Genomic DNA, 22,298 nt, shown 5'->3' on the forward strand with positions numbered 1-22,298 from the left:
GGCTGCTTATGAGTTCAACGATGAAGCAAGTAGTGGAGGCAACGTATTTAACATCTCCATCTGCTGGTCAATATCGTACGATTTTACGCTTTTTTTATAGGCAACATGAGCGAATGCGTGATTATATAACGCCAGAGGAAGTGCTACAGCATTTGCGCTCACTTCCTCCATTTATTGATTATGATGAGGAGCAGCTGCATCAGCAATTGGCACAGCTTGTCAAATGGAATAATTTGTCTGCGCGACAAGATATGACGAATGCGCGGACGATTGAGGAATATAAAAAGAAGCGATTTCGCTATCAACCGACGCCATATACGATTGAGATTGAGCGAATGCTAGTTGAGCTAGAAAGTAAAATTGATGATACTTTTAAAGGCTCTTTGGAACGTTCGCAATTTGAGCGGCTGTTAGATGCTTTGCAAAAGCTAGAAACCGCACCGAATCATCCTGAGCAATGTATGCAAATTTGGGAAGATATATTGCGGCATTTTAAAATAATTCGTACGAGCACAGCTGATTATATTGCCTATATTAATAGTGAAAAAACGGATCAACGTATGCAAACAGAAGCCTTTTTAGTTTATAAAGCACAGTTTACAAATTATTTAAGAGATTTTATTGTATCTTTGCAAAAAACATCGCTGCAAATTATCGAGCTTCTGCAAAAGTATACAAAGCAAAGGATGCAGCCATTTTTTGAGCAGCTTATACTAAAAGAGAGATCGATTCCAAGGCTAGAGGATGTTGCGGTAACGGATGAACAGCTATTAGCGTATTACGAGGAATATTTCCAGTCGATTAAGCGTTGGTTTTTAGAAATTAATGGGCAAAAAAGCGAGCTTGAGGTGCTGCAATGGCAGACGAATGAAATGATTCGTCGCATAACGCGCTACGTACAGCGTCTAGGGGAAAGACAGCATCATTTTAAAAGTCGGCGCAACGATTATTTACATTTAGCCAAATGGTTCATCCAATGCGAAACGCTAGAGGAGGCGCATGAGGTTTCTGCGATTGTTTTTGGGGCAATGCAGGTGAAGCATGTCCAGCTTAAAACGTATACGACAGATGATCTGCATGCAGATACATGGGATGAAAAGCCAGAGCAAATAAATATAAAGCCTAGAACAAATCGTTATCGTGAAAAAACGAAAGCGACCTCTATTTCTTTACAAACCGAGCAAAAGAGAGCACAAAGAGAGCTTTATTTAAAGGAGCGGCAGCAGCAGGAGCAAGCAGTACAAGCCTATTTTAAAGATGGCTCTGTTCAGCTCTCACAGCTACAGGTGATTGAACCGTTTATGCGCAAATTGCTGCTTAGCTGGATGTCGAAGGCGAGGGTGAATAAGGAAGGGCTTGTGCTGACAGAAAGCGGCATGCTACTGCGCGTAAAATCTTTAGAGCAAAAAATTGTCTTACAGGCGCTTGATGGCGACTTACATATGCGAGATGTTGTTTTTGAGCTAGTGAAGGAGGCGAAAGTGTGATGGATGAGCTATTCGATGAAAAGGCTGTACAAGGCTTGGATTATTTATTGCATCATTTTTGGATACTGCGCAAGGAAGAGCCAGTTATGTATCAGCAAATTCGAGAGCGTCAAAAGGTGCTACAGCGCTATGTGAATGAAAAGTTAGGATTGCAGTTGCACGTTCGCCAACATTTTATTAAGCTCGAAAAAGTGCCGATTCAGCCGCAAAGCTGGATGGGGATACAGCATTTTCAAGCAACTTTAGATTATACAATTTTTTGCTATGCACTGGCATTTATTGAAGGAAAAAGTATCGAGGAGCAATTTTTACTGTCAGAACTTTGTGAGGAAATTCGTGCAATTAGCTATGAGCAAATAGAGCTGGACTGGACATTGTATCAGCATCGCAAATCGTTAATACGGGTAATGAAGGTTTTAGTTGATTTACATTTAATTGAAACAATTGATGGCGATGTGCGGCTTTTTGACCATCACGAAGAGCAAGAGGTGCTATATGAGGTGACGATTTATAGCCGTTATTTCATGCGTGTGCATCCTGAGGAGTTTGTAGCATTTGATAATGCGCAACAACTTTTGCGCTTAGAGCATCAGTTTACAAATGAGGATGAGCGCAGGAAGCGTGTTTATCGCCAATTGTTTATGGGGCCAGCGATTTATCGTCAAGATGGGCAGGACCAGGACTTTTTATATATTCGAAATTTCCGCAATCGCATTAGTGATGATATTGAAAAGCATAGTGATTTTAAGTTACATGTATTTAAAAACACCGCCTTTTTATCCGTAACGGAGCCGAAAAAATATTATGAGCTATTTCCGAACACGAAAGCAGTAACAGATATTATTTTACAGTTATCAAATTACTTACATCTGCATTTAGCAGAGTACAGCCCGCGTGAAAATGGCGAGATTGTGTTAACGGAGGGGCAGCTGAATGCTATTCTACAGCAGCTACGAGATGATTTTGGAGAAGGCTGGGCTAAGTTATATCGGGAAAAATCGATTGCAGCAGTAAGGCAGGATGTCATAGATGAGCTCATCAATTGGCGCATGGCATCGCTTGAGGAAGGCTTTATTTATTTATATGCACTACTCGGTGTACTGGCAGGTAGTTATCCAGCAGACTATAAAAAGGAGGAACAGACATGACGAAGTGGCAAATGAATCGAGCGGGGCTACTTAGCTTTTGGTATTACGATGAAGAAATATTTGACTTTGTAGACGGTAAGCTATTGCTACGTGGGACGAATGGCTCAGGTAAGTCGGTAACGATGCAAAGCTTTATTCCTGTACTATTAGATGGTAAAAAATCGCCCGATCGACTAGATCCATTCGGTTCCAAGGCGCGAAAGATGAGCGATTATTTACTTGGTGAAGAGGAAATTTCAAAACGTGAAGAGCGGACAGGCTATTTATTTTTAGAATATAAAATGGCAGGTACAGAGCAATACATTACAACGGGCATTGGAATGCAGGCACGCCGTCATAAAGATTTGAAATCATGGTATTTTGTCATTACAGACAATCGCCGAATAGGAATAGACTTTGATTTAGCGCACCGCAGTAGTAGCGAGCTTATTCCATTTTCACAAAAAGAACTGCAAAATCGAATGGGCGTCGGTGGAATTGTCACTGATTCACAAAAGGAATATGCGGAGCTTGTTAATAAATATGTATTTGGCTTTGAGACGATGGAAGCCTACGAGGATTTAGTGAAGCTCTTAATCCAATTGCGTGCACCGAAGCTGTCAAAGGATTTTAAGCCAACCGTTATTTATGAAATTTTAGAGTCTGCCTTGCCACCTTTAACAGATGACGAACTGCGGCATTTATCGGATACAATTGAAAGCATGGACCAGACACAGCAGCAATTAGAGCAACTAACTTTAGAATATGAGGCCAATAAGAAAATCGTCAGACGCTATCATACTTATAATGAATACATATTAGCGGAGCGCGCAGAGCGTGTTGTCCAAGCCGAGGAGCGTCTGCAAAAAACAGCTGATAAAAAGAATGAGCAGCAGCAAGCGCTGGAGCAAGTGAAGATAGAGGTTGAACAGCTACAGCAGGAGAAAACGGCTGTACAAAACGAGCTAGACATAGCGCAGCGTGAGGCAAAATCACTTTCAGACCATAAAGTATGGGCAATTAGTGAAAAATTAGAGGAAAACAAAGTATCATTACAAAGCATTAGACAAAATAGTCACAAACTCGAAAAGCGTAAAGATGATAGTGAAAATAAGCGTATACAGCTTTTCGCAAATATAAAAAAGCAACAGGATGAGTTAGCGCTGAAAAATAGCGAGGAGCAGAGTGTTTTACGAGAAATGCAGCTATTAGCTGAGGAAGCCAATTTTGCAGCGCATGAAATCAATGCTGACAGCTTAGCGCGCCACTCTGTGCAATTTGATTATTGGGAGCAGGAAATCGAAGGACATAAGGAAAAGCTACGCCAAATTAAAAAGCTTGTGTCACAGCTAAATAGCTTGCAGGAGCAGGATAAACAGCTTGAGCGAGAGTCCTCAGAAACGACGAAAAAAATTGATATGCTGCAAAAAGAGTTAGACCAAGCAGAGCACTGGTTTGCAGAGGAGCTTCATAAGCTAAAGACGGCCATATTTGCTTGGATGCAGCGCCATGATGCACTGCAATTTTCAGTGGAAGAGCAGCAAAGGATTTCGCATGTTTTAGAGCAACTATATGATAAAACCGCTTTCTATGAGGCGACAAATGTTTTAATGAGTGCGTTAAATAATGTGCGTGCGGATTTAAAAGCAACGATGGCGGATTATAAAAAAACAGAGCAGCAAATTCAGCGCCATATCGAAGAGCAGCAATCACAGCTTACAAGGCTACGTGCAGAGGAGTTGGCAGAGCCAGAGCGAATGGCTGGTACAGTGCAGTTTAGACAGCAATTAGATAACCAGAAAATACCATTTGTTCCGTTTTATGCTGCTGTTGAATTTCAGTCGCATGTAAGCGATGAAGAGAAGGCTCGCTTAGAGGCGGTGCTTGCGACAACAGGCATTTTAGATAGCTTAATTTCGCCACGTGTCTTCGATGTTCAGGAGGATGCGCTTTTACTCGCCAATCCGAGACTGCTAGGACATACATTAGCTGATTTTTTAAAGCCAGATGTCGCAGCAGAGGGAATTTCTAATGAACATGTAGATGAAATATTGCGCAGCATCCCGATTGCTACGGACGAAGATTTATTTACAATTGACGAGGCTGGATTTTATCGTTTAGGCATTATGAAAGGTCACGCTCCACAGCAAGGGGCGTCAAAATATATTGGGCGAACTTCGCGTAAACGTTATCAGCAGGAGCAAATTGAAGCAGTGCAACAGACGATTAAGCAAATGGAGGAGCAATTAGTAGATATAAGGGCACAGCAACGCGAGCTACAGCAAGCATATGACGATACGAAGCATTGGGAAAGTGAAATTCCAAAAGATAAGGTACTTCATGAGATTTATACGGAAATGCATGGCACACGGACAGAGCAAAAAATTGTGCTGGAACAATTGACCCGTATTGATCAGCAGTGGCAGCAAATTCGCCGTAACTTAAAAGAAGTGCGCCAACAACTGCAGCAGGAGCAGAGTTTCCTCAATATCAAGCCAACAAAGGATGCTTTAAACGAGGCATTACAAGCAATGGATGATTATTTACAGGAGCTCAATAAATTGCGCCGTGTATTGCTTGAAAAAAGTAATGCTGCAATTCGTGTCGATGATTTACAGCAACAGCTAGAAGAATTGGATGAAATGATTTCAGACTATCATGCCGAAATCATTTCCGAGCAAAACAAGCAAAATGTTTTACAAGCAGAGATTATCTCGCTGGAGCAGCAGTTACAGCTTGAAGGAGCCGATGAAATTCAGCAACGCATTAGTGAGCTACAAGGACAGTTAACGGCATTAAAAACACGTGATGATGAAATTCGCACGCAGTTACCTCAAAAACAAGCAACTGGACAAAGTATTGCAAATGAGCTCCAGCATTTAACGGAAGAAGAAAGTTTTTCGCAGCTGCTTTACAAGCAATGGCAACTTGCGCTTCAAGATGAGTTAAACTTAGGCTTTATTGAGCTAACTAGCAGCGACCCGAAAGAAATTTTAAAGCACTTCAAGATGCAACAAGATCGTGTTAAGCTACAAGAGCAAATGACGAAAGTAATTAATGAAGAAATGAATGCTTTAGCTGAATATCATGTAAGTAGCCATTTAAAGGAAACAGATATGCTAGAGCACTTTGTTACTCTTCAAGATGATCGTTTAGAGGCGTTTATACAACTGTGCGGGCGACGGATTGTAGAGCTAGAGTATCGGGGTCAAAGAGTGAGTCCTTATACGGTTGACCGAGCTCTTCAGCAGGAGCTAGAGGAAAACCGTCATTATTTAGATGAGCAGGACCGAGAGTTATATGAAGATATTATTGTCAATTCAGTAGGGCGCATTTTACGCCAGCGTATTGCCAGAGCAGAGCAGTGGGTCAAGCAAATGGATAAAATTATGTCAGAGCGTGATAATTCATCAGGACTTATTTTTTCTGTTAGCTGGAAGCCACGCACAGCAGAGGCGGAGGATGAGTTAGATACGAAAGAGCTCGTGCAGCTTTTGCAACGGAAAAGCAATTTCTTAAGTGATGAAGACTTACAAAAAATTACGAAGCATTTCCGTTCACGTATTGAAAGCGCGAAGGAAACGATTGGCTTGCGCAATGAAGGAAATACATTGCATCAAGTATTAAAGGAAGTGCTTGATTACCGGAAATGGTTCTCTTTTGTGCTTTCGTACACGCGCCAAAATGAAACGAAAAAAGAGCTAACGAATAATGCCTTTTATAAATTTAGTGGCGGTGAGAAAGCGATGGCTATGTACATTCCTTTATTTACAGCCGCATACTCACGTTATAAGGAAGCAGATGCTAAGGCGCCGTATATTATCTCATTGGATGAGGCATTCGCTGGTGTTGATGAGCAAAATATTCGCGATATGTTCGAGGTGGTTGAGCAGCTAGGCTTTAATTATATTATGAATTCACAAGTTATTTGGGGCGATTATGATACGGTGTTAGGTCTTGCGATCGCAGAGCTTGTGCGCCCGAAAAACGCCGATTTTGTAACGGTGCTTAACTATACTTGGAACGGGAAAGAGCGTGTGTTAAATGAATAAGCTTGCAGCCTTTCAGCACGCAGCGTTTCTCAAGCTTTTTCAGCACTTTAAGAAAAAATATTATTCATTTGGCACTATGCGCGGGAGTGTAACATTGAGAGACTTCAGTGAAAGTGAAGTTGAGGAAATTGCCGGGTTTTTAGGGATACCACAAGAAAAACTATTACAAAAAGGCTCTTTAACACTCAAGCAATTTGAAGAAAATCTCGCAACATCTGCCTTTGCCCATCTATCTTTAGTCGAGTTAGTAGAGGCTGTCTTGCAAGAAAAATTGCAAACGAAAGAACAGGTTGAGCTTGAAAAACAACTTGCACTACAAGGTTTTACTCAAAAATTACAGGAAATTTTAGCGGCTTGTCCAAAATGGCTTGAGCAAATCGAAAAGAAGACGCATGATAGTCGCTTTATTTGGCAGCAGCACAAGTCGATTTTACCTGAAATTGAATGTGTTGCACATGCAATTGCCAAAAGGCTTCCTCATAATCAATTTGAAAGGCTCCCTATTTTTGCACAGCGCACAACAGGCAATCCACATGCTTTTGATGCTGACACATTAGCTGGCAAACTGTTATTACATGCGGCCTATAGTATAAGCGAGGATGCTATAGCGTATCCGAAAACGACAGAGGAGCGAGTTGATTTACTAGCGACACTGCAAATTGTCCAAGATGATTTATGGAATTTTGTTACATGTCAAGGTTTGCAGGGGTTTATTAGAGATGAAGTTCATCTAGTGTGGCAGGCTGCAATAGAAACGAAGAGTGCATTAAATATGCCAATGCGTGAGCTAATGGCAATTGAACGTGTGAAACCAACAATTGGTCGTCAAGTATGGGTTGTGGAAAATTCGAGTGTAGCCTCCACACTGATGGATGCGAACCCAACCGCCCCCATTATTTGTACACATGGTCAGCTGCGTATGGCAAGCTGGCGCCTATTAGATTTATTGGATTCAGATGTAATAATTCATTATTCAGGTGATTTGGACCCAGAGGGCATTCGAATTGCCGAGAAAATCGTTCAACGCTACGCCAAACGAGTAGAGCTATGGCATATGAACGAAGAAACCTATGCTTTAGGCAAATCTGATATATTACCAGCTGACCGATTAGCAAAGCTAGAGCAAGTTACCATTATTCCAAATGTTGTGAGACAAATCATTCAATGTAAACAGGCATCGTATCAGGAAGCCTGGTTGGAGCTGATGTTGGCGGATGTTAGGGGGCATACGGACTGAACGATGGAGCCTCTCACATATAGTATCGACATAAGAAAAAGAGCATCTTGAAAGCAGTGTTTTGTCTGCTTTTAAGATGCCCTTTTTAACATTAATTGGCTAATTCGCTAATTGAATTAGACAATTACATTTATACTAAAATAGTTTTCAATCCACGCATTAAAAAATACGACATATTTAGTATAACAATTAAATCATTTAAAATAGTGGGGTATTTACCAAAAATAGTTTACTTTAAAAAAAACCCTGTTAAAATAAATCTAAAGTCTAATAGGGAGGTAGGTAAATGTACATTGCACATGTAAGAAAATCAGATGGTGTGGAGCAATTACTAAAGGACCATTTATGTGAAGTGCAGCAAATATGCGAGGCGATTGGCGAAAAATTTCAGATGCCAAAGGTTTTTGGCTTGGCAGGATTATTACATGATGTGGGGAAGTATAGCGATGATTTTCAAATATACTTACGTGATGCGATAGCAAATCCTGAGGAGCCACCTAGACGAGGAAGTGTCAATCATTCGACTGCTGGTGGAAGGTTTTTGATGGAGAAGTTTCATAGAGGACCGCGCTTCACACCAATTATGATTGAAATGATTGCCAATGCTATTTATTCCCATCATGGGCAGTTGCATGATTTTATTGATAGTGAAGGGAATTCTTCTCCCTTTTTAAATCGAGCTGATAATGAAAAAATACCGATGCTTCAAATTAGAGAGCGATTTTTTAATGAAGTTATGCCTGAAGAACAATTTGATAAATACGTGATGCAGGCTGCTTCAGAGTTTCAAAGCTTTCTACAAAAACATTTTCAAAAAGATGAGTTACAGCAAATTTTATATAAATTCTCTCCATTATTAACGATGACCATTTATAGTAGTTTAATTGACGCGGACCGAACGAATTCACGTGAGTTTGATGAAAATAGTCAGATAGCCTCCCAACAACCCATTCAAGAAAAGTTCAAGCAATATTTAATAGAATTAGAGAGTAGCTTAAAAAAGATGCAAGAGGAAGCAATTCCAAATGAAATTACTAAACTGCGCCAAGAAATGTCGGAAAATTGTGCGAATAAGGCAGATTTACCTACTGGCATTTATTCTTTATCTATCCCAACAGGCGGTGGGAAAACGCTCGCAAGCTTACGTTTTGCATTAGAACATGCGATAAAGCACGGAAAAGAACGCATTATTTATATTATTCCATTTACAACCATTATCGAGCAGAACGCGCAGGCTGTCCGCGAGCTACTGAAAACAGATGAAGTATTGGAGCATCATAGCAATGTGGTAGACGATGTGGGTCCTGCAAAAACATATGAAGAAATGCTGCTGCAACGTAAGCTTAATCAAGCAAAGGATAATTGGGATTCACCGATTGTTTTTACAACGATGGTGCAATACTTAAACAGTTTTTATAGTGGGAAGAGCCGTAATTTAAGGCGTATGCATAATTTGGCGAATGCGGTATTGATTTTTGATGAAGTGCAGTCAGTACCTGTCAAATGCGTATCACTTTTCAATGAAACGATTAATTTTTTGTCAAAATACGCAAAATCAACGGTGTTACTGTGCACGGCAACGCAACCGGCATTGCAATATGTCGAGCAGCGAATCGAGGTTAATGAAGAAATCATTGACAATTTGCCTATGATTGAAAAGGCTTTTAAGCGCACAAATATTGTCCGAATGGATGAGCATTTGGAATGGAATACCGAACAGCTTGCCGACTTTATCGAAAAGAAGCTAGAGGACGTAAAAAGTATTTTAATCATTTCTAACAATAAAAAAACAACAAAAAATTTATATGAGAAATTTAAAGATTTACCTTATGTCTATCATTTGAGTACGGGCATGTGTCCAGCTCATCGAAAAGAAAAGCTAAAGCAAATGACTAAGAACTTAAAGGCAGGGAAGCTAGTGCTTTGTATGAGCACCCAATTAATAGAAGCCGGCGTAGACGTAAGTTTTGAATGTGTTATGCGTTCATTAGCAGGTGTAGATTCCATCGCACAAGCTGCCGGTCGCTGTAATCGCAATGGGGAAGTGCAGCAGCGTGATGTCTATGTATTCAAGCATGCGGAGGAAGTGTTGTCGAAGCTTCCGACCATTGAAAAGGGACAGCGCTGTGCTAGTCATTTACTGCGGGATATTGAGGAAAGAAATTTATTTGAAGGTGAACTATTATCCTCCCCCGCGATTGAATTTTATTTTAAACAGTATTATGAAAACCTTGCACTAGAGCTAGATTTTCCCGTGCGAAATTTAGATAAAACTTTACATCAATTATTGTTTACGAACGATGTAAAGCGATTAAGGAAATTAGACATTGTTTTATCACCAAGCTTCGATACTGCTGCAAAGCATTTTGAAGTGATTGAAGCAAATACAGAAGCTATTGTTGTACCATATGGCGAAGGTGAGGAGGTAATTGCTCAGTTGGCAAGTCACGAGCCAGTTGATTATAAAGTATTTTTAAAGAAAGCGCAGCAATTTTCGGTCAATGTTTTCCCGCATGAGTTTAGAGCGCTTCAACAGGAACAGCTTATTCGCCCGGTAGACTTTGGTACATTTAAAATTTGGCTTGCGATGGAAAATGCCTATGATGAAGAATATGGTCTTTCAGTCAGTGGAGAAGCAGGCTTAAATATATTAACACTTTGAGGAGGTGAGCAAATGACAAAAGTTCGAAATCAAATCGAGTATGTTGTTAGAGGTGATTATGCATTATTTACAGACCCGTTAATGAAGCTTGGTGGCGAAAAAATGACGACGCAAATACCAACGTATCAGGCACTTGTTGGAATAACAGAGTCGATTTACTGGAAGCCATCCATTATTTGGATTATTGATGAGGTGCGCGTTATGAAGGCGATTCGCATGGAGTCAAAAGGTGTGCGCCCAATTAACTTATCAGGTGGTAATACACTTGCTAACTATAGTTATTTGCGGGATGTCGAGTACCAAGTGAGGGCACATTTTATTTTTAATGAGCAACGCCAAGATTTGAAGGAAGATTTTAATGAGCATAAGCATCATAATATTGCGAAGCGCTGTGTTAATGCAGGGGGACGTAGAGATATTTTTCTTGGTACGAGGGAATGTCAAGGCTATGTAGAGCCATGCGAATTTAATTCTGAGGAAGGCTTTTATGATGGTATTGACGAGATGCATTTTGGACTGATGGTGCACGGTTTAAACTATCCAGATGAAACGGGCAGAAATCAATTGGAAACGAGGCTATGGCATCCGATTATGAAAAAGGGGATTATTCAATTTATTAAACCCGAAGCATGTCCATATGTCCGACCATTACATGCGATGGAGCCGAAATCTTTCAAATTAGGCGAATCTGTGGAATCAGTCGATTTATTGGCACAGCAATTGGAGGTGAAAGAATGAGTTATTTACAAGCTTTGTATAGGACATACGATGAGAATTTAGATGAAGTTGGCAAAGCGCAGAGAAAAGAATTTCGTAACGGGCAATCAACGGAGTATATGCTGTTACCGATTTCACATACGACACAAACAGCACATATTGAAGTGTTAGTCGATTTAGAAGGGAATTTTTATGATGCTTATGAGCTAGATAAAGAAAATACGGTACTTCCCTTTACAGAGGAGTCTGGCTCAAGATCGGGCCAAAACTATGTCCCGCACTTTCTGCATGACAAGCTAATGTTTGTGGCGGGAGATTATAAAAAATTTGTCGAGGCTGATGAGAAGAAAGCGGCCGCTTATGATGCATATATTACGCAGCTCGCGGGCTGGTGCACTTCATCCTATAGCCATCCATATATTGAAGCGATTTATCATTATGTTAAAAAAGGAACGGTTATTGAGGATTTAGTAAGGGAGGGAGTTTTGCATACAGATAGTCAAGATTTGCTAATGAAAAAGTGGACAGGAGAGCAAAGTGAGCGCCCGAAAATTTTTAGTGTGATTGCTTCTGAGCAAGAAGCTGCATTTGTTCGTTTCAATGTGCATATTCCTGGAGAGGTAGTGACGCCAATTTGGCGCAATCAGGAAATTTTCTCATTGTTTATTCATTATTATAATACGCTACTGAAAGAAAAAGATTTATGTTATGTAACAGGTGAGCAAATACCGCGGATTGAACGGCATCCGAATAAATTGCGTAATTCAGGTGATAAAGCGAAGCTAATTTCTGCGAATGATGCAGCGGGCTTTACATATCGTGGAAGGTTCACTTCAAGTTTGGAAGCCGCGAATATAAGCTATGATGCATCGCAAAAAGCACATAATGCGCTGAAATGGCTTATTGAGAAACAGGGGAAAACGATTGACGGCCGTGTGTTTTTAGTATGGGGGACGGCACAGTTAGATATCCCAGTTATGTCGGATGATTTATTTGAACAGGAAATTGATTGGACGAAGGATTTTGATTTATTTGAAGCAGTAGAAAATAAGGATATATTAAAGACGCAATTAGCGAAGCAATATGGGGCATTGCTTGCAGGGCTTTCACGTAATATCCAGCTAGAGGAAAGTAAAGGGGAAAAAGTGTATATTTTAACAATTGATGCAGCTACGCCCGGGCGACTGGCTGTGCTTTATTATCGAGAATACGATATTCAGTTATATTTCGACCGATTGGCAGATTGGCATACTAAAGCGAGCTGGCGTCAAACACGTAAAAAGGATAATGAATGGATTCATTTTTACGGTGCACCATCCTTTTATACAATTGCACATGCAGCCTATGGACCACGCCCAAGCGATAAGGTTGTCAAAGGTGTTATGGAGCGCTTAATTCCATGTGTGTTGGATGATCGAAAGATTCCAATTGACATTGTGCGCAGTGCGATTGTACGGGCGTCTAATCCACAGTTTTATAGTGAGAGCTGGGAATGGGAGCAAGCGCTGACCGTTGCATGTTCTTTAACGAGAAAAACATATGAACAGGAGGGCTTTACAGTGGCATTAGATACAAATTGCAAGGATCGTGATTATTTGTTTGGCCGGATGTTGGCGGTTGCTGATGTGCTCGAACGTCGTGCATTAGGAAAAGAGGAGAACAGGGCGACAAATGCGCTGCGTTATTTAAGTGCTTTTCAAGCGAATCCATTGCGCACGTGGCTGACAATTCAGAAAAATCTTCAGCCATACCAAATGAAGCTGCGAGACAAGGCAAATTATTATACAAGCTTAATCGATAAAATTGCATCGGAAATACCGATTGAGCAATTTAATGACACTGCGTTAAGCGGACGCTATTTATTAGGTTACTATAGTCAACGTCAAGACTTATACACGAAAAAGGATAAGGAAGGGGAAATGACAGAATGACTACATTAGATCGTAAAATTGATTTTGCCGTTATTTTTTCAGTAACAAATGCCAATCCAAATGGAGACCCTTTAAACGGGAATCGTCCACGTCAAAATTTTGAGGGCTATGGAGAGGTTTCAGATGTGGCGATAAAGCGTAAAATTCGCAATCGTTTACAAGATATGGGCGAAGCTATTTTTGTTCAATCGGATGACCGTGCCAATGATGGGTTTAAATCGCTAAATGATCGCGCAGAATCTGTGGCAGAATTACAAAAAATTAAAAAAGATAAAAAAGGGAATGCAGATACATTTGCATTAATCGCTGCTCAAACTTGGTATGATGTACGTGCTTTTGGACAAGTGTTTGCATTCAAGGGAGATTCATTATCTGTTGGGGTACGTGGCCCTGTCTCGATTCATCCAGCTATTAGTATTGAGCCTATCACTATTACAAGTATGCAAATTACAAAATCAGTGAACTCTGTAACGGGTGATAAAAAAGGCTCTGATACGATGGGGATGAAGCATCGAGTTGACCATGGTATATATAAATTCGTTGGTAGTATTAATACACAGCTCGCTGAAAAAACAGGATTTACGTATGAAGACGCTCAAAAGTTAAAAGAAGCGCTCATTTCATTATTTGAAAACGATGCATCTTCCGCACGACCAGAAGGCTCTTTAGAAGTAATAAAGGTCATTTGGTGGGAGCATAATTCAAAGCTCGGTCAATATTCCGCAGCAAAAGTGCATAATTCTGTTAAGGTGACTGCCGAGGCATCAAAACCTGTAATTGAAATAGCGACGTTAGAAGGGTTAGAGGCATATGTCTTCGATGGGCATTAATGAAGAAGATTATTTGATGCTATCGGGTATTCAGCATTTTCGCTTTTGTGCGCGGCAATGGGCATTAATCCATGTCGAGCAACAATGGGAGGAAAATGTACGTACGATTGAAGGGCAATATGTTCATCAAAAGGTCGACCAACCTTTTATTCGCGAAAAGCGTCTCGATAAATTAATTGTGCGTGCAATGCCCGTAAAGTCACATGAATTAAGGACGACAGGTATTTGCGATGTGGTGGAATTTATTCAAGACCCAGCGGGCATCTCGCTTATAAATGAAGTCGGAAAGTTTCGTGTTGTACCAGTAGAGTATAAGCGTGGCAAGCCTAAAAAGGGGGAAGAGGATATTATGCAGCTCGTGGCACAAGCAATGTGCCTAGAAGAAATGCTCGCTTGTGAGGTACCTGTCGGCTATTTCTTTTATGATGAAATAAAGCGTCGTAAAGAAATTCAAATTACCGAGGCACATAAGGAGGAAGTACGCCAATTATTTAAACAAATGCATCATTATTTTACACGCCAGCATACGCCAAAAGTAAAGATGGGCAAGCATTGTAAAAGCTGCTCGCTCGAAAATTTATGCATGCCGATATTGAATGAAAAACAAGATGTGAAGTCATATATGAGAAGGTATCTAGTATGAGAAAACTGCTGAATACATTGTTTATTACAACGTCTAATGTGTATTTGACATTGAAAGGGGAAACAGTCGTAGTTTCCCAAGAGGAAGACGTTTTAGGACGAATTCCACTTCATAATTTGGAGGCAATCTGCACATTTGGTTATGCAGGTGCAAGCCCGATGTTAATGCATGCATGTGCTGAAAAAAATGTATCTCTGACATTTTTGAATGCGCACGGCAAGTTTTTAGCACGTGTCATAGGAGAAAGCAAGGGAAATGTAGTGCTGCGAAAGACACAATATCGAATATCAGATAGTGAAATCGCAAGTGCCAAAATTGCTCGAAATTTTATCTTCGCTAAAGTGGCCAATCAAAAGTGGATATTGGAGCGGGCGACACGTGATAACCCGCTACGAATTGACGTTCCAGCTTTCAAACAAGTTTCAGAGCGCTTGTCGGAGGATTTAAAGAAAATATTAGCTTGTGAAGACTTGGAGTTATTGCGAGGTTTAGAGGGACAGGCAGCGAGTGCATATTTCGGATTATTCGACCAAATGATTTTACAACAAAAAGAAGCTTTTTATTTCAAAACGAGAAATCGACGCCCGCCAACAGATAATATAAATGCTTTATTATCATTTACTTATACTTTATTAGCAAAGGATGTTTCTGCTGCCCTTGAAACGGTAGGGCTCGATGCATACGTAGGCTTTTTACATCGAGACCGACCAGGTCGTGCATCTCTCGCACTCGATGTAATGGAGGAGTTGCGCGGTGTCATAGCTGATCGTTTCGTATTAAAGGTGATAAATAAGAAGATGTTAGATGAAAAAGATTTTATAAGAAAAGAAGATGGCGCTGTTTTACTTACAGATGAAGGTCGAAAAAAGTTTTTACAGGCTTGGCAAGAACGGAAACAGGAAACATTAACACATCCTTTTTTGAAAGAAAAAATAAATTGGGGGCTAGTTCCGCATGCACAGGCCATGTTACTAGCTCGTCATTTACGCGGTGATTTGGAAGAGTATCCACCGTTTTTATGGAAATGAGGGATTGGTTTGTTAATTTTAGTTACCTATGATGTTGTCACAAAAACAGCCGCAGGACGCAAGCGGTTGCGTAAAGTTGCAAAAGAATGTGAAAATTACGGTGTGCGAGTTCAAAATTCTGTTTTTGAATGTGTAGTAGATGCAACGCAGTTTAAACAACTGAAATTGCGTTTAGTTGATTTAATTGATGAAAATGAAGATAGCTTACGTTTTTATCAACTAGGCAATAATTATAAATCAAAAGTAGAGCATATCGGTGCGAAGGAAACGATTGAAGTGGAAGATGTGCTAATATTATAGTTGAGTGCGAATGCCAAGCTCCCATGAAAATCCTAGAGGACTCGCACCAAATTTTAGTTTGATTATATGGTGTTTTGTTAAGTCGACTAGGAGTTTAGTTTTAGCTTATTTTTAGAAAGAGTACTTTTTTGCGAAGATGGATGATTTTTTGTTCATTTTCGCTGTCTCTCTCTGTATGGAGAGAGTGGATTGAAATCGATTTAAGCTCTGCGTCACGCTCTGGTGAGATTGGGTCTCTCTCTGTATGGAGAGAGTGGATTGAAATTATTTTGATTCAGCTTTTCATAAATGTTGGCTGTCTCTCTCTGTATGGAGAGAGTGGATTGAAATTGTTTGGAATTGTCCAATCTGTGCGGCCAAAATTGTCTCTCTCTGTATGGAGAGAGTGGATTGAAATAGGACTATGCACTCCAGTATTATAATAAATACCGTCTCTCTCTGTATGGAGAGAGTGGATTGAAATAAATTTAACCTGTAATTTTAATCTTCTAAATCTGTCTCTCTCTGTATGGAGAGAGTGGATTGAAATGGTTAATTTTTGCGCTTTTTTCGATGCCTCTAACGTCTCTCTCTGTATGGAGAGAGTGGATTGAAATTATAAACTGAATACATGCTCCTTCCTTTGCTACTGGTCTCTCTCTGTATGGAGAGAGTGGATTGAAATTTCGCCAACTACCATCCACTCCTTGCCATTTTCGTCTCTCTCTGTATGGAGAGAGTGGATTGAAATACGTGGATGTAAACCGCGTTCTGCAGCACGGCGAGTCTCTCTCTGTATGGAGAGAGTGGATTGAAATACTTGTAGATCCGCTTCAATTCGAAATGAGTATTGTCTCTCTCTGTATGGAGAGAGTGGATTGAAATACCTCAGCATCACATGGCACAACTACCAAACGACGTCTCTCTCTGTATGGAGAGAGTGGATTGAAATCTTACCTCTTTTTAAGGCCTCTGAAATCTCTGAGTCTCTCTCTGTATGGAGAGAGTGGATTGAAATGTTTCTAAATCCCAACAATATGCTTTTGCAACTGAGTCTCTCTCCGTATAGAGAAAGTGAATTGAAGTACGGGGCGTGTCACAAGCTCGCCTCAAATGGTGGTCTGTATTTCGCAAGTTAAATTTGAGCCAATTGTTAATTAAAATGTGAGCCACTAAAAGTTGCTCTGTTCCATCCATTCTTTCGTTTCTAAAATTCGATAAGAACCACCAATCATATTGATGATATGCGCGCGATGTGTGAGTCGATCGGTTAACGCTGATGTTAAAACTGGATCATGGAAGACCTCTTCCCAGCGTTCAAATGTTAGATTACTTGTAATAATCGTTGCTGCTCGACCAGCACGTAATGATAAGTGCGTAAACAGAAGCTCTGCTCCTTCTTTATCGAATGAGATGTAGCCAAGTTCGTCAATGATGACTAAATCATATTTTTCAAATTTCAGTTCAAACGAGCGTAACGTTCTTGCAGAACGGCTTTCCTTTAATTGGTTCACAAGTGAGGCTACACTCGTAAAATACACTTTATAGCCTGCTAAACAGGCTTCGATTCCTAGTCCAATCGCAAGATGAGTTTTGCCAGTACCAGGTGAGCCAATTAATAACACATTCTGCTTATCCTGAATAAACTTTAGCTCTTTCAAATGAGGAAGGCGAACCGCCGCATTTTGCGGCAGTGCCTCAACATCTAATTCTTCTAACAGTTTTTTCTCTGGAAAATTGGCTAATCGAATTCGATTAGCTTTTGCCCGCACGTAACGGTCCTCCATTTCCTGTTTTAAAGCGAAATAAAGAAAATCAGCTGGTGATGTATGTTGTTCAAACAAGGCTTCCTGTTCAAGTAAAGAACGAATACTTGGTAAACGTAATTCTTTGCACATTTCAATCATTTCTTTTTGCTTGTCCATTAATGAAGCACTCCTGTTCCTTTAGAATGAAATAACGCTGCTAACGAAGATAGATTATCTAAAGATTGGTTGGTGACATCATCTTGGCCAGTTATAACAGTACGTACTTCAGCTGACTGTTCTGCTAAGAAAATGATTTTTTCAGTTGTTAGTTGAACCAAAGGGTTCTTTTCTAGTTCAGTAATAACTTCTAGTACTCTTGTAAGGCAATCTCGTTCTTTGGTATAAACAAGTAGCTCTAGAAAATCTTTTTCATTTCCGATATAATAACGGTGGTAGATATTTTTTATTTGTTTTGGTGCTTGGCTCAAACATTCACTTTGGGCTAAGGCACCTTTTTTCTTTTGTAGCGTGTTTAAATAGTGATAAATATTCATCACCCAGGCATGCACTTGCCAGCTTCGTTTATGCTTTGCGATACATTCACCTTCGCTAAACAGAAGCACTTCCTCAGCACGAGCTTTTAACTTAATATATTCTCCTATATGCCCCTCAGGTACAGAATATCGGTTGTGACGATAGGTAACAGTACTATATTTGTCCACACGTAGTTCTACTAATTCTGCCGAATCGAATGGTGCAGCTGTTAAGCTGCCAGCGCGTTCAGCTTTTTCTTCCAACATCAATTCATGATGTGTTTTCTCCTTCAAATAATGAGGACGATGATTTAATTTTTCGATGATCGAAACTAAATATTCCTGTGCCTCTTCTAAAGAAGTAAACGTATCACGGTGCGCAAATGCTTTCCGGCGTATATATTCTACACTTCGCTCTACATGGCCTTTTTCATTACCTTTACGAGGCTGACAAAGTCGAATCTGAAAATGATAATGCAAGGATAAACTTTTCATACCGTCGGTAATAAAACGCTCGTAATCAATAAAGTTTTTGACGACGGTACGCATATTGTCGTATGTAAAAACATTCGGTACGAAGCCCAAGGCTTCAATACATTTTACGTGTGCGTCCTGTACACAAACCATTGTTTCCGATTCATAGAGTCGGGCATAACGATTATTGCTATAGGCTAGCGTAAATACAGCCATTGAAAGGCTTCTTAGCTTGCCATCAATGAATAATTTTACTTCTCCCCAATCAAACTCAATTTCACGACCAGCTGTTGCTCTTGGCGAATGAAAACTTCTTTTTCCTTCTTTTCCTCACGATTCACGAAATTGCGAACTGTTGTATAGCCAATTTTAAAACCTTCGTCTAAAAGTTTTTCATGTATATCAATAATCTTTAATTGTTGCTTATGCATATTCACTTCACGCTTATTTTTGTTCTGTTTCATCATTTCGCGAATACGTTTCATCACGGTATTTGTTAAAGCTCTCTTTTTTCTATTACGCTTTTTATATGCCGGAGGCGTAACGTAATTATCTGTGATTGGTAAATTCCTTGTGTCTTGTTGTCTAGCTGCTAGATCATGCTCAATGTATTTTTTTACGGTATTACGAGACATTTTAAGCTTTTCTGCAATTTGACGTTGGCTCATATTGTGCTGATAGTACTCAATCAGTACTAACTGCTTTTTCTCCAAACTGATCACCTCTATATCCCCCTAACTTTTTACAGTTAGGATTATTTTGATAGAAAGTGGCTCTCATTTCAATTGCGTTGATGGCTCAGTTTTAGCTTAACAAAAACAGTGGTCCCCGCCTTGATTAGGAGGGGAATTTAAAATTTCATAAGGAGGAAATTAAAAATTCGCATAAGAAATTCAGCAAAAGCAATAATAGTGAAGGACAAGAAATTATTGGCCATAAAGATACAAGAAAATGGTGGTACATATTATATTTTGCCGGGTGGTGGCCAAGAGCATGGTGAAAATTTACACCAAGCTTTAGAAAGAGAATGTAAAGAAGAATTAGGTGTGGAAGTTGAAATTGGAGAACTAATCTTTGTACGTGAATATATTGGGAAAAATCATGAGTTTGCCGCTCGTCACGCTCATGCACATCAAACAGAATTTATGTTTTTGTGTCATGTTCATCATAATACATTTATTAATGGAAGCAATCCAGATAAGGGGCAAATAGCTGTTGAATGGTTACCGCTTAACGATTTATTAGAATATAGATTATATCCGCAAGCACTAAGAGCACATTTAATATCTTATTTTGACAGCGGAAAAGCTACAATTTATGTAGGGGATATTAATTGATTCCAATTATTTATTTTTTTAATTAATCAAGGTCTTTAATATAGCGTGTTTGAAATTTTAGATGCAAGTGAAGCATTAGATAAGTGAATAGAAATAACTATTATCAAAAATAAAGTGACAAACAATTAAAAAAATGACGAGTAAACTGTTTGAAATAGCTCATTCCCTGAAAGGTGATTTTATTTAATTTACTTTCGAGGGATGAGGCATACTTGAGTTAATAAAAGTGAATTGTAAAATAACTGATTTTTATGGCTATACTAACGGCATTGCCAAAGTGTAGTTAGAAAATACTGTTGTGTGTCCACCACTATTAAGAGTCCTCATTTCGCACAAAAATCAAGCGAATGGCCTCCCTTCATAATTAGCGTAGAAATATTCCTCCATTAAATGAAAGTTGTATTTTTGGGAAGCTGCTAGGGTACGAATTGAATTACCACAAACAATTATTGAATTATCCAAAGTAAGAAAGATTCACTAAGTAAACAATTAATTACAGAGAAATCTATTCCTCCTCATTCATAAAAACCCGAGCACCTAATCCCACGGAAATACAAAGTAAAACCCTTAATTCTCATGCATTTTCAACTCCACAACTTCAATTTTGTCGTAATTAAAGATGACATGATAGCGTTTTCATTTTATTGAATAATCAATGTAAACGCTTTAATATGTTAGACAACAAGACAATGTTAAAAAATCAAAAGGGGAGGTTCAAAAATGAGTACAGAACAACAAGAGCGTTCGGGATTCAAGGTGAAAGTACAACGTTTTGGTAGTTTTTTAAGTGGTATGATTATGCCGAATATCGGTGCGTTTATTGCATGGGGACTTATAACTGCTTTATTTATTGAAACGGGATGGGCTCCGAATGCAGATTTTGCTGAGCTAGTCGGTCCAATGATTAATTATTTACTGCCAATTTTAATAGGGTTTACTGGTGGTAGACTTGTTCATGGTTTGCGAGGAGGAGTAGTCGGAGCTACCGTAACGATGGGGGTAATCGTTGGGGCAGATATTCCGATGTTCCTTGGTGCGATGATTGTCGGTCCTTTAGGTGGATGGGCGATTAAGCAGTTTGATAAGTTAGTTGAAGGGAAAATTAAAGCAGGCTTTGAAATGCTTGTTAATAACTTTTCCGCTGGTATTATCGGTGGTATTTTAACGCTAATTGCCTACAAATTAATCGGTCCGGCTGTTAATGCATTAACTAATTTCCTTGCGGCTGGCGTACAATTTATTTTCGATGCAGGATTCTTGCCACTTGCAAGTATTTTCATAGAACCAGCAAAGGTATTATTCTTAAATAATGCGATTAACCACGGAATATTAGGACCACTTGGAATTGAACAAGCTTCAGAGGCAGGGAAGTCCATTCTATTCTTATTAGAGGCAAACCCGGGACCTGGTCTTGGGATATTACTAGCATTTATGTTCTTTGGAAAAGGGACAGCAAAACAAACTGCACCTGGGGCAGCGATTATTCACTTCCTAGGTGGGATTCATGAAATTTATTTCCCTTATATTTTAATGAAGCCGTACTTACTTTTAGCGGCAATCGCTGGTGGAGCATCAGGTGTCTTCACATTGCAATTATTCAATGCAGGTCTTGTTGCAGCACCGTCACCAGGAAGTATATTCTCGATATTGGCATTAACGCCAAAAGGCAATCATATTGGCGTTTTATTAGGGGTAATCGTTGCAACTGCAGTTTCCTTCTTGATTGCTTCACTTATTCTGAAAGCATCTAAAGATGTAGAGGATGGCGATTTACAAAAGGCAACAGAAAAAACTTCTGCACTCAAAGGAAAAGAGAGCAGAGCGGCAGAGCTTATTCAGCCGACAACTGGTGCTGTTCAGGAAATTTCTCTTGCTAATACAAAACATGTAATCTTTGCTTGTGATGCAGGCATGGGGTCAAGTGCGATGGGAGCGTCTATTTTAAGAAATAAAATGAAAAAAGAGGGGCTAGATGTAACAGTAACGAATACGTCTGTTAGTAACCTTCCAGCAGATGCAGAAGTAGTTATCACGCATAAGGATTTGACACATCGTGCGAAAGAACAAGTGCCAAATGCACACCATATTTCTGTTGAGAATTTCCTAAATAGCCCGAGATATGATGAATTAATAGAACAATTAAAGAAGTAAAACAGATTTGAAGGAGGGGGGTGTCCGAAAAGCAGTGCTTTGCACGCTTTTTGGACGTTCCC

General features: G+C 39.7%; 14 protein-coding genes, 2 pseudogenes and 1 CRISPR repeat array. Of the genes and pseudogenes, 13 read left to right on the plus strand and 3 right to left on the minus strand.

Annotation, left to right across the window (positions count from 1 at the left end):
• Nucleotides 1-8 precede the first annotated feature (8 nt).
• The 11 genes from MHB51_RS16550 (at nt 9) to cas2 (ending at nt 16,014) form a co-directional block, all read left to right on the plus strand.
• Nucleotides 9-1,487, plus strand: a complete 1,479-nt coding sequence (locus MHB51_RS16550; protein WP_342558626.1) for a TIGR02677 family protein — start codon at nt 9-11, stop codon at nt 1,485-1,487.
• On the plus strand, nt 1,487-2,635 hold the full coding sequence (locus tag MHB51_RS16555) for a TIGR02678 family protein (protein ID WP_342559494.1): 1,149 nt from the start codon (nt 1,487-1,489) through the stop codon (nt 2,633-2,635). Before MHB51_RS16550 ends, MHB51_RS16555 begins: the two co-directional genes overlap by 1 nt.
• Nucleotides 2,632-6,666, plus strand: coding sequence for a TIGR02680 family protein (locus MHB51_RS16560; protein WP_342558627.1), 4,035 nt, complete (start codon nt 2,632-2,634; stop codon nt 6,664-6,666). Before MHB51_RS16555 ends, MHB51_RS16560 begins: the two co-directional genes overlap by 4 nt.
• Complete coding sequence (locus MHB51_RS16565) at nt 6,659-7,903, plus strand: TIGR02679 domain-containing protein (RefSeq protein ID WP_342558628.1); 1,245 nt, start codon at nt 6,659-6,661, stop codon at nt 7,901-7,903. Before MHB51_RS16560 ends, MHB51_RS16565 begins: the two co-directional genes overlap by 8 nt.
• A 286-nt stretch (nt 7,904-8,189) precedes the next feature.
• Complete coding sequence (gene cas3 / locus MHB51_RS16570) at nt 8,190-10,565, plus strand: CRISPR-associated helicase Cas3' (protein ID WP_342558629.1); 2,376 nt, start codon at nt 8,190-8,192, stop codon at nt 10,563-10,565.
• Nucleotides 10,566-10,577: 12 nt separating this feature from the next.
• Complete coding sequence (gene cas5c / locus MHB51_RS16575; protein ID WP_066166991.1) at nt 10,578-11,303, plus strand: type I-C CRISPR-associated protein Cas5c; 726 nt, start codon at nt 10,578-10,580, stop codon at nt 11,301-11,303.
• A complete protein-coding gene (cas8c, locus tag MHB51_RS16580; RefSeq protein ID WP_342558630.1) occupies nt 11,300-13,213 on the plus strand; it encodes a type I-C CRISPR-associated protein Cas8c/Csd1 in 1,914 nt (637 codons plus the stop codon). The genes cas5c and cas8c overlap by 4 nt, the downstream gene beginning before the upstream one ends.
• Nucleotides 13,210-14,043 carry a type I-C CRISPR-associated protein Cas7/Csd2 gene (gene cas7c, locus MHB51_RS16585; RefSeq protein WP_107943244.1) on the plus strand — a complete coding sequence of 278 codons (834 nt, stop codon included), beginning with the start codon at nt 13,210-13,212 and terminating at the stop codon, nt 14,041-14,043. The genes cas8c and cas7c overlap by 4 nt, the downstream gene beginning before the upstream one ends.
• A complete protein-coding gene (gene cas4 / locus MHB51_RS16590; RefSeq protein WP_342559495.1) occupies nt 14,033-14,686 on the plus strand; it encodes a CRISPR-associated protein Cas4 in 654 nt (217 codons plus the stop codon). Before cas7c ends, cas4 begins: the two co-directional genes overlap by 11 nt.
• A complete protein-coding gene (gene cas1c / locus MHB51_RS16595; RefSeq protein WP_342558631.1) occupies nt 14,683-15,714 on the plus strand; it encodes a type I-C CRISPR-associated endonuclease Cas1c in 1,032 nt (343 codons plus the stop codon). Before cas4 ends, cas1c begins: the two co-directional genes overlap by 4 nt.
• A gap of 9 nt (nt 15,715-15,723) precedes the next feature.
• Nucleotides 15,724-16,014 (plus strand): CRISPR-associated endonuclease Cas2, encoded by a 291-nt coding sequence (cas2, locus tag MHB51_RS16600; RefSeq protein ID WP_342558632.1) that lies wholly within the window; start codon nt 15,724-15,726, stop codon nt 16,012-16,014.
• A 163-nt stretch (nt 16,015-16,177) separates the two neighbouring features.
• Nucleotides 16,178-17,079: a CRISPR direct-repeat array (repeat unit 33 nt; unit sequence GTCTCTCTCTGTATGGAGAGAGTGGATTGAAAT).
• 86 nt (nt 17,080-17,165) lie between these two features.
• On the opposite strand, the gene istB is transcribed toward cas2, so the two are convergent.
• The 3 genes and pseudogenes from istB to MHB51_RS16615 form a co-directional block, all read right to left on the minus strand.
• Nucleotides 17,166-17,918 carry an IS21-like element helper ATPase IstB gene (gene istB / locus MHB51_RS16605; protein WP_342558633.1) on the minus strand — a complete coding sequence of 251 codons (753 nt, stop codon included), beginning with the start codon at nt 17,916-17,918 and terminating at the stop codon, nt 17,166-17,168.
• Nucleotides 17,918-19,233, minus strand: a pseudogene (gene istA, locus MHB51_RS16610) (IS21 family transposase). The gene istB and the pseudogene istA overlap by 1 nt, the downstream one beginning before the upstream one ends.
• A 132-nt stretch (nt 19,234-19,365) precedes the next feature.
• Nucleotides 19,366-19,470, minus strand: a pseudogene (locus MHB51_RS16615) (hypothetical protein); the annotation flags it as partial.
• 162 nt (nt 19,471-19,632) lie between these two features.
• On the opposite strand from MHB51_RS16615, the gene MHB51_RS16620 reads away from it, so the two are divergent.
• Nucleotides 19,633-20,085: an NUDIX domain-containing protein gene (locus tag MHB51_RS16620; protein ID WP_342559496.1), complete on the plus strand. Its 453-nt coding sequence runs from the start codon at nt 19,633-19,635 to the stop codon at nt 20,083-20,085.
• Nucleotides 20,086-20,805: 720 nt separating this feature from the next.
• Entirely contained in the window at nt 20,806-22,236 is a 1,431-nt protein-coding gene (locus tag MHB51_RS16625) for a PTS mannitol transporter subunit IICBA (RefSeq protein WP_342558634.1), read from the plus strand.
• Nucleotides 22,237-22,298 lie beyond the last annotated feature (62 nt).

Source organism: Metasolibacillus sp. FSL K6-0083 (genome assembly GCF_038630865.1).
GTDB classification, from domain to species: domain Bacteria; phylum Bacillota; class Bacilli; order Bacillales_A; family Planococcaceae; genus Metasolibacillus; species Metasolibacillus fluoroglycofenilyticus.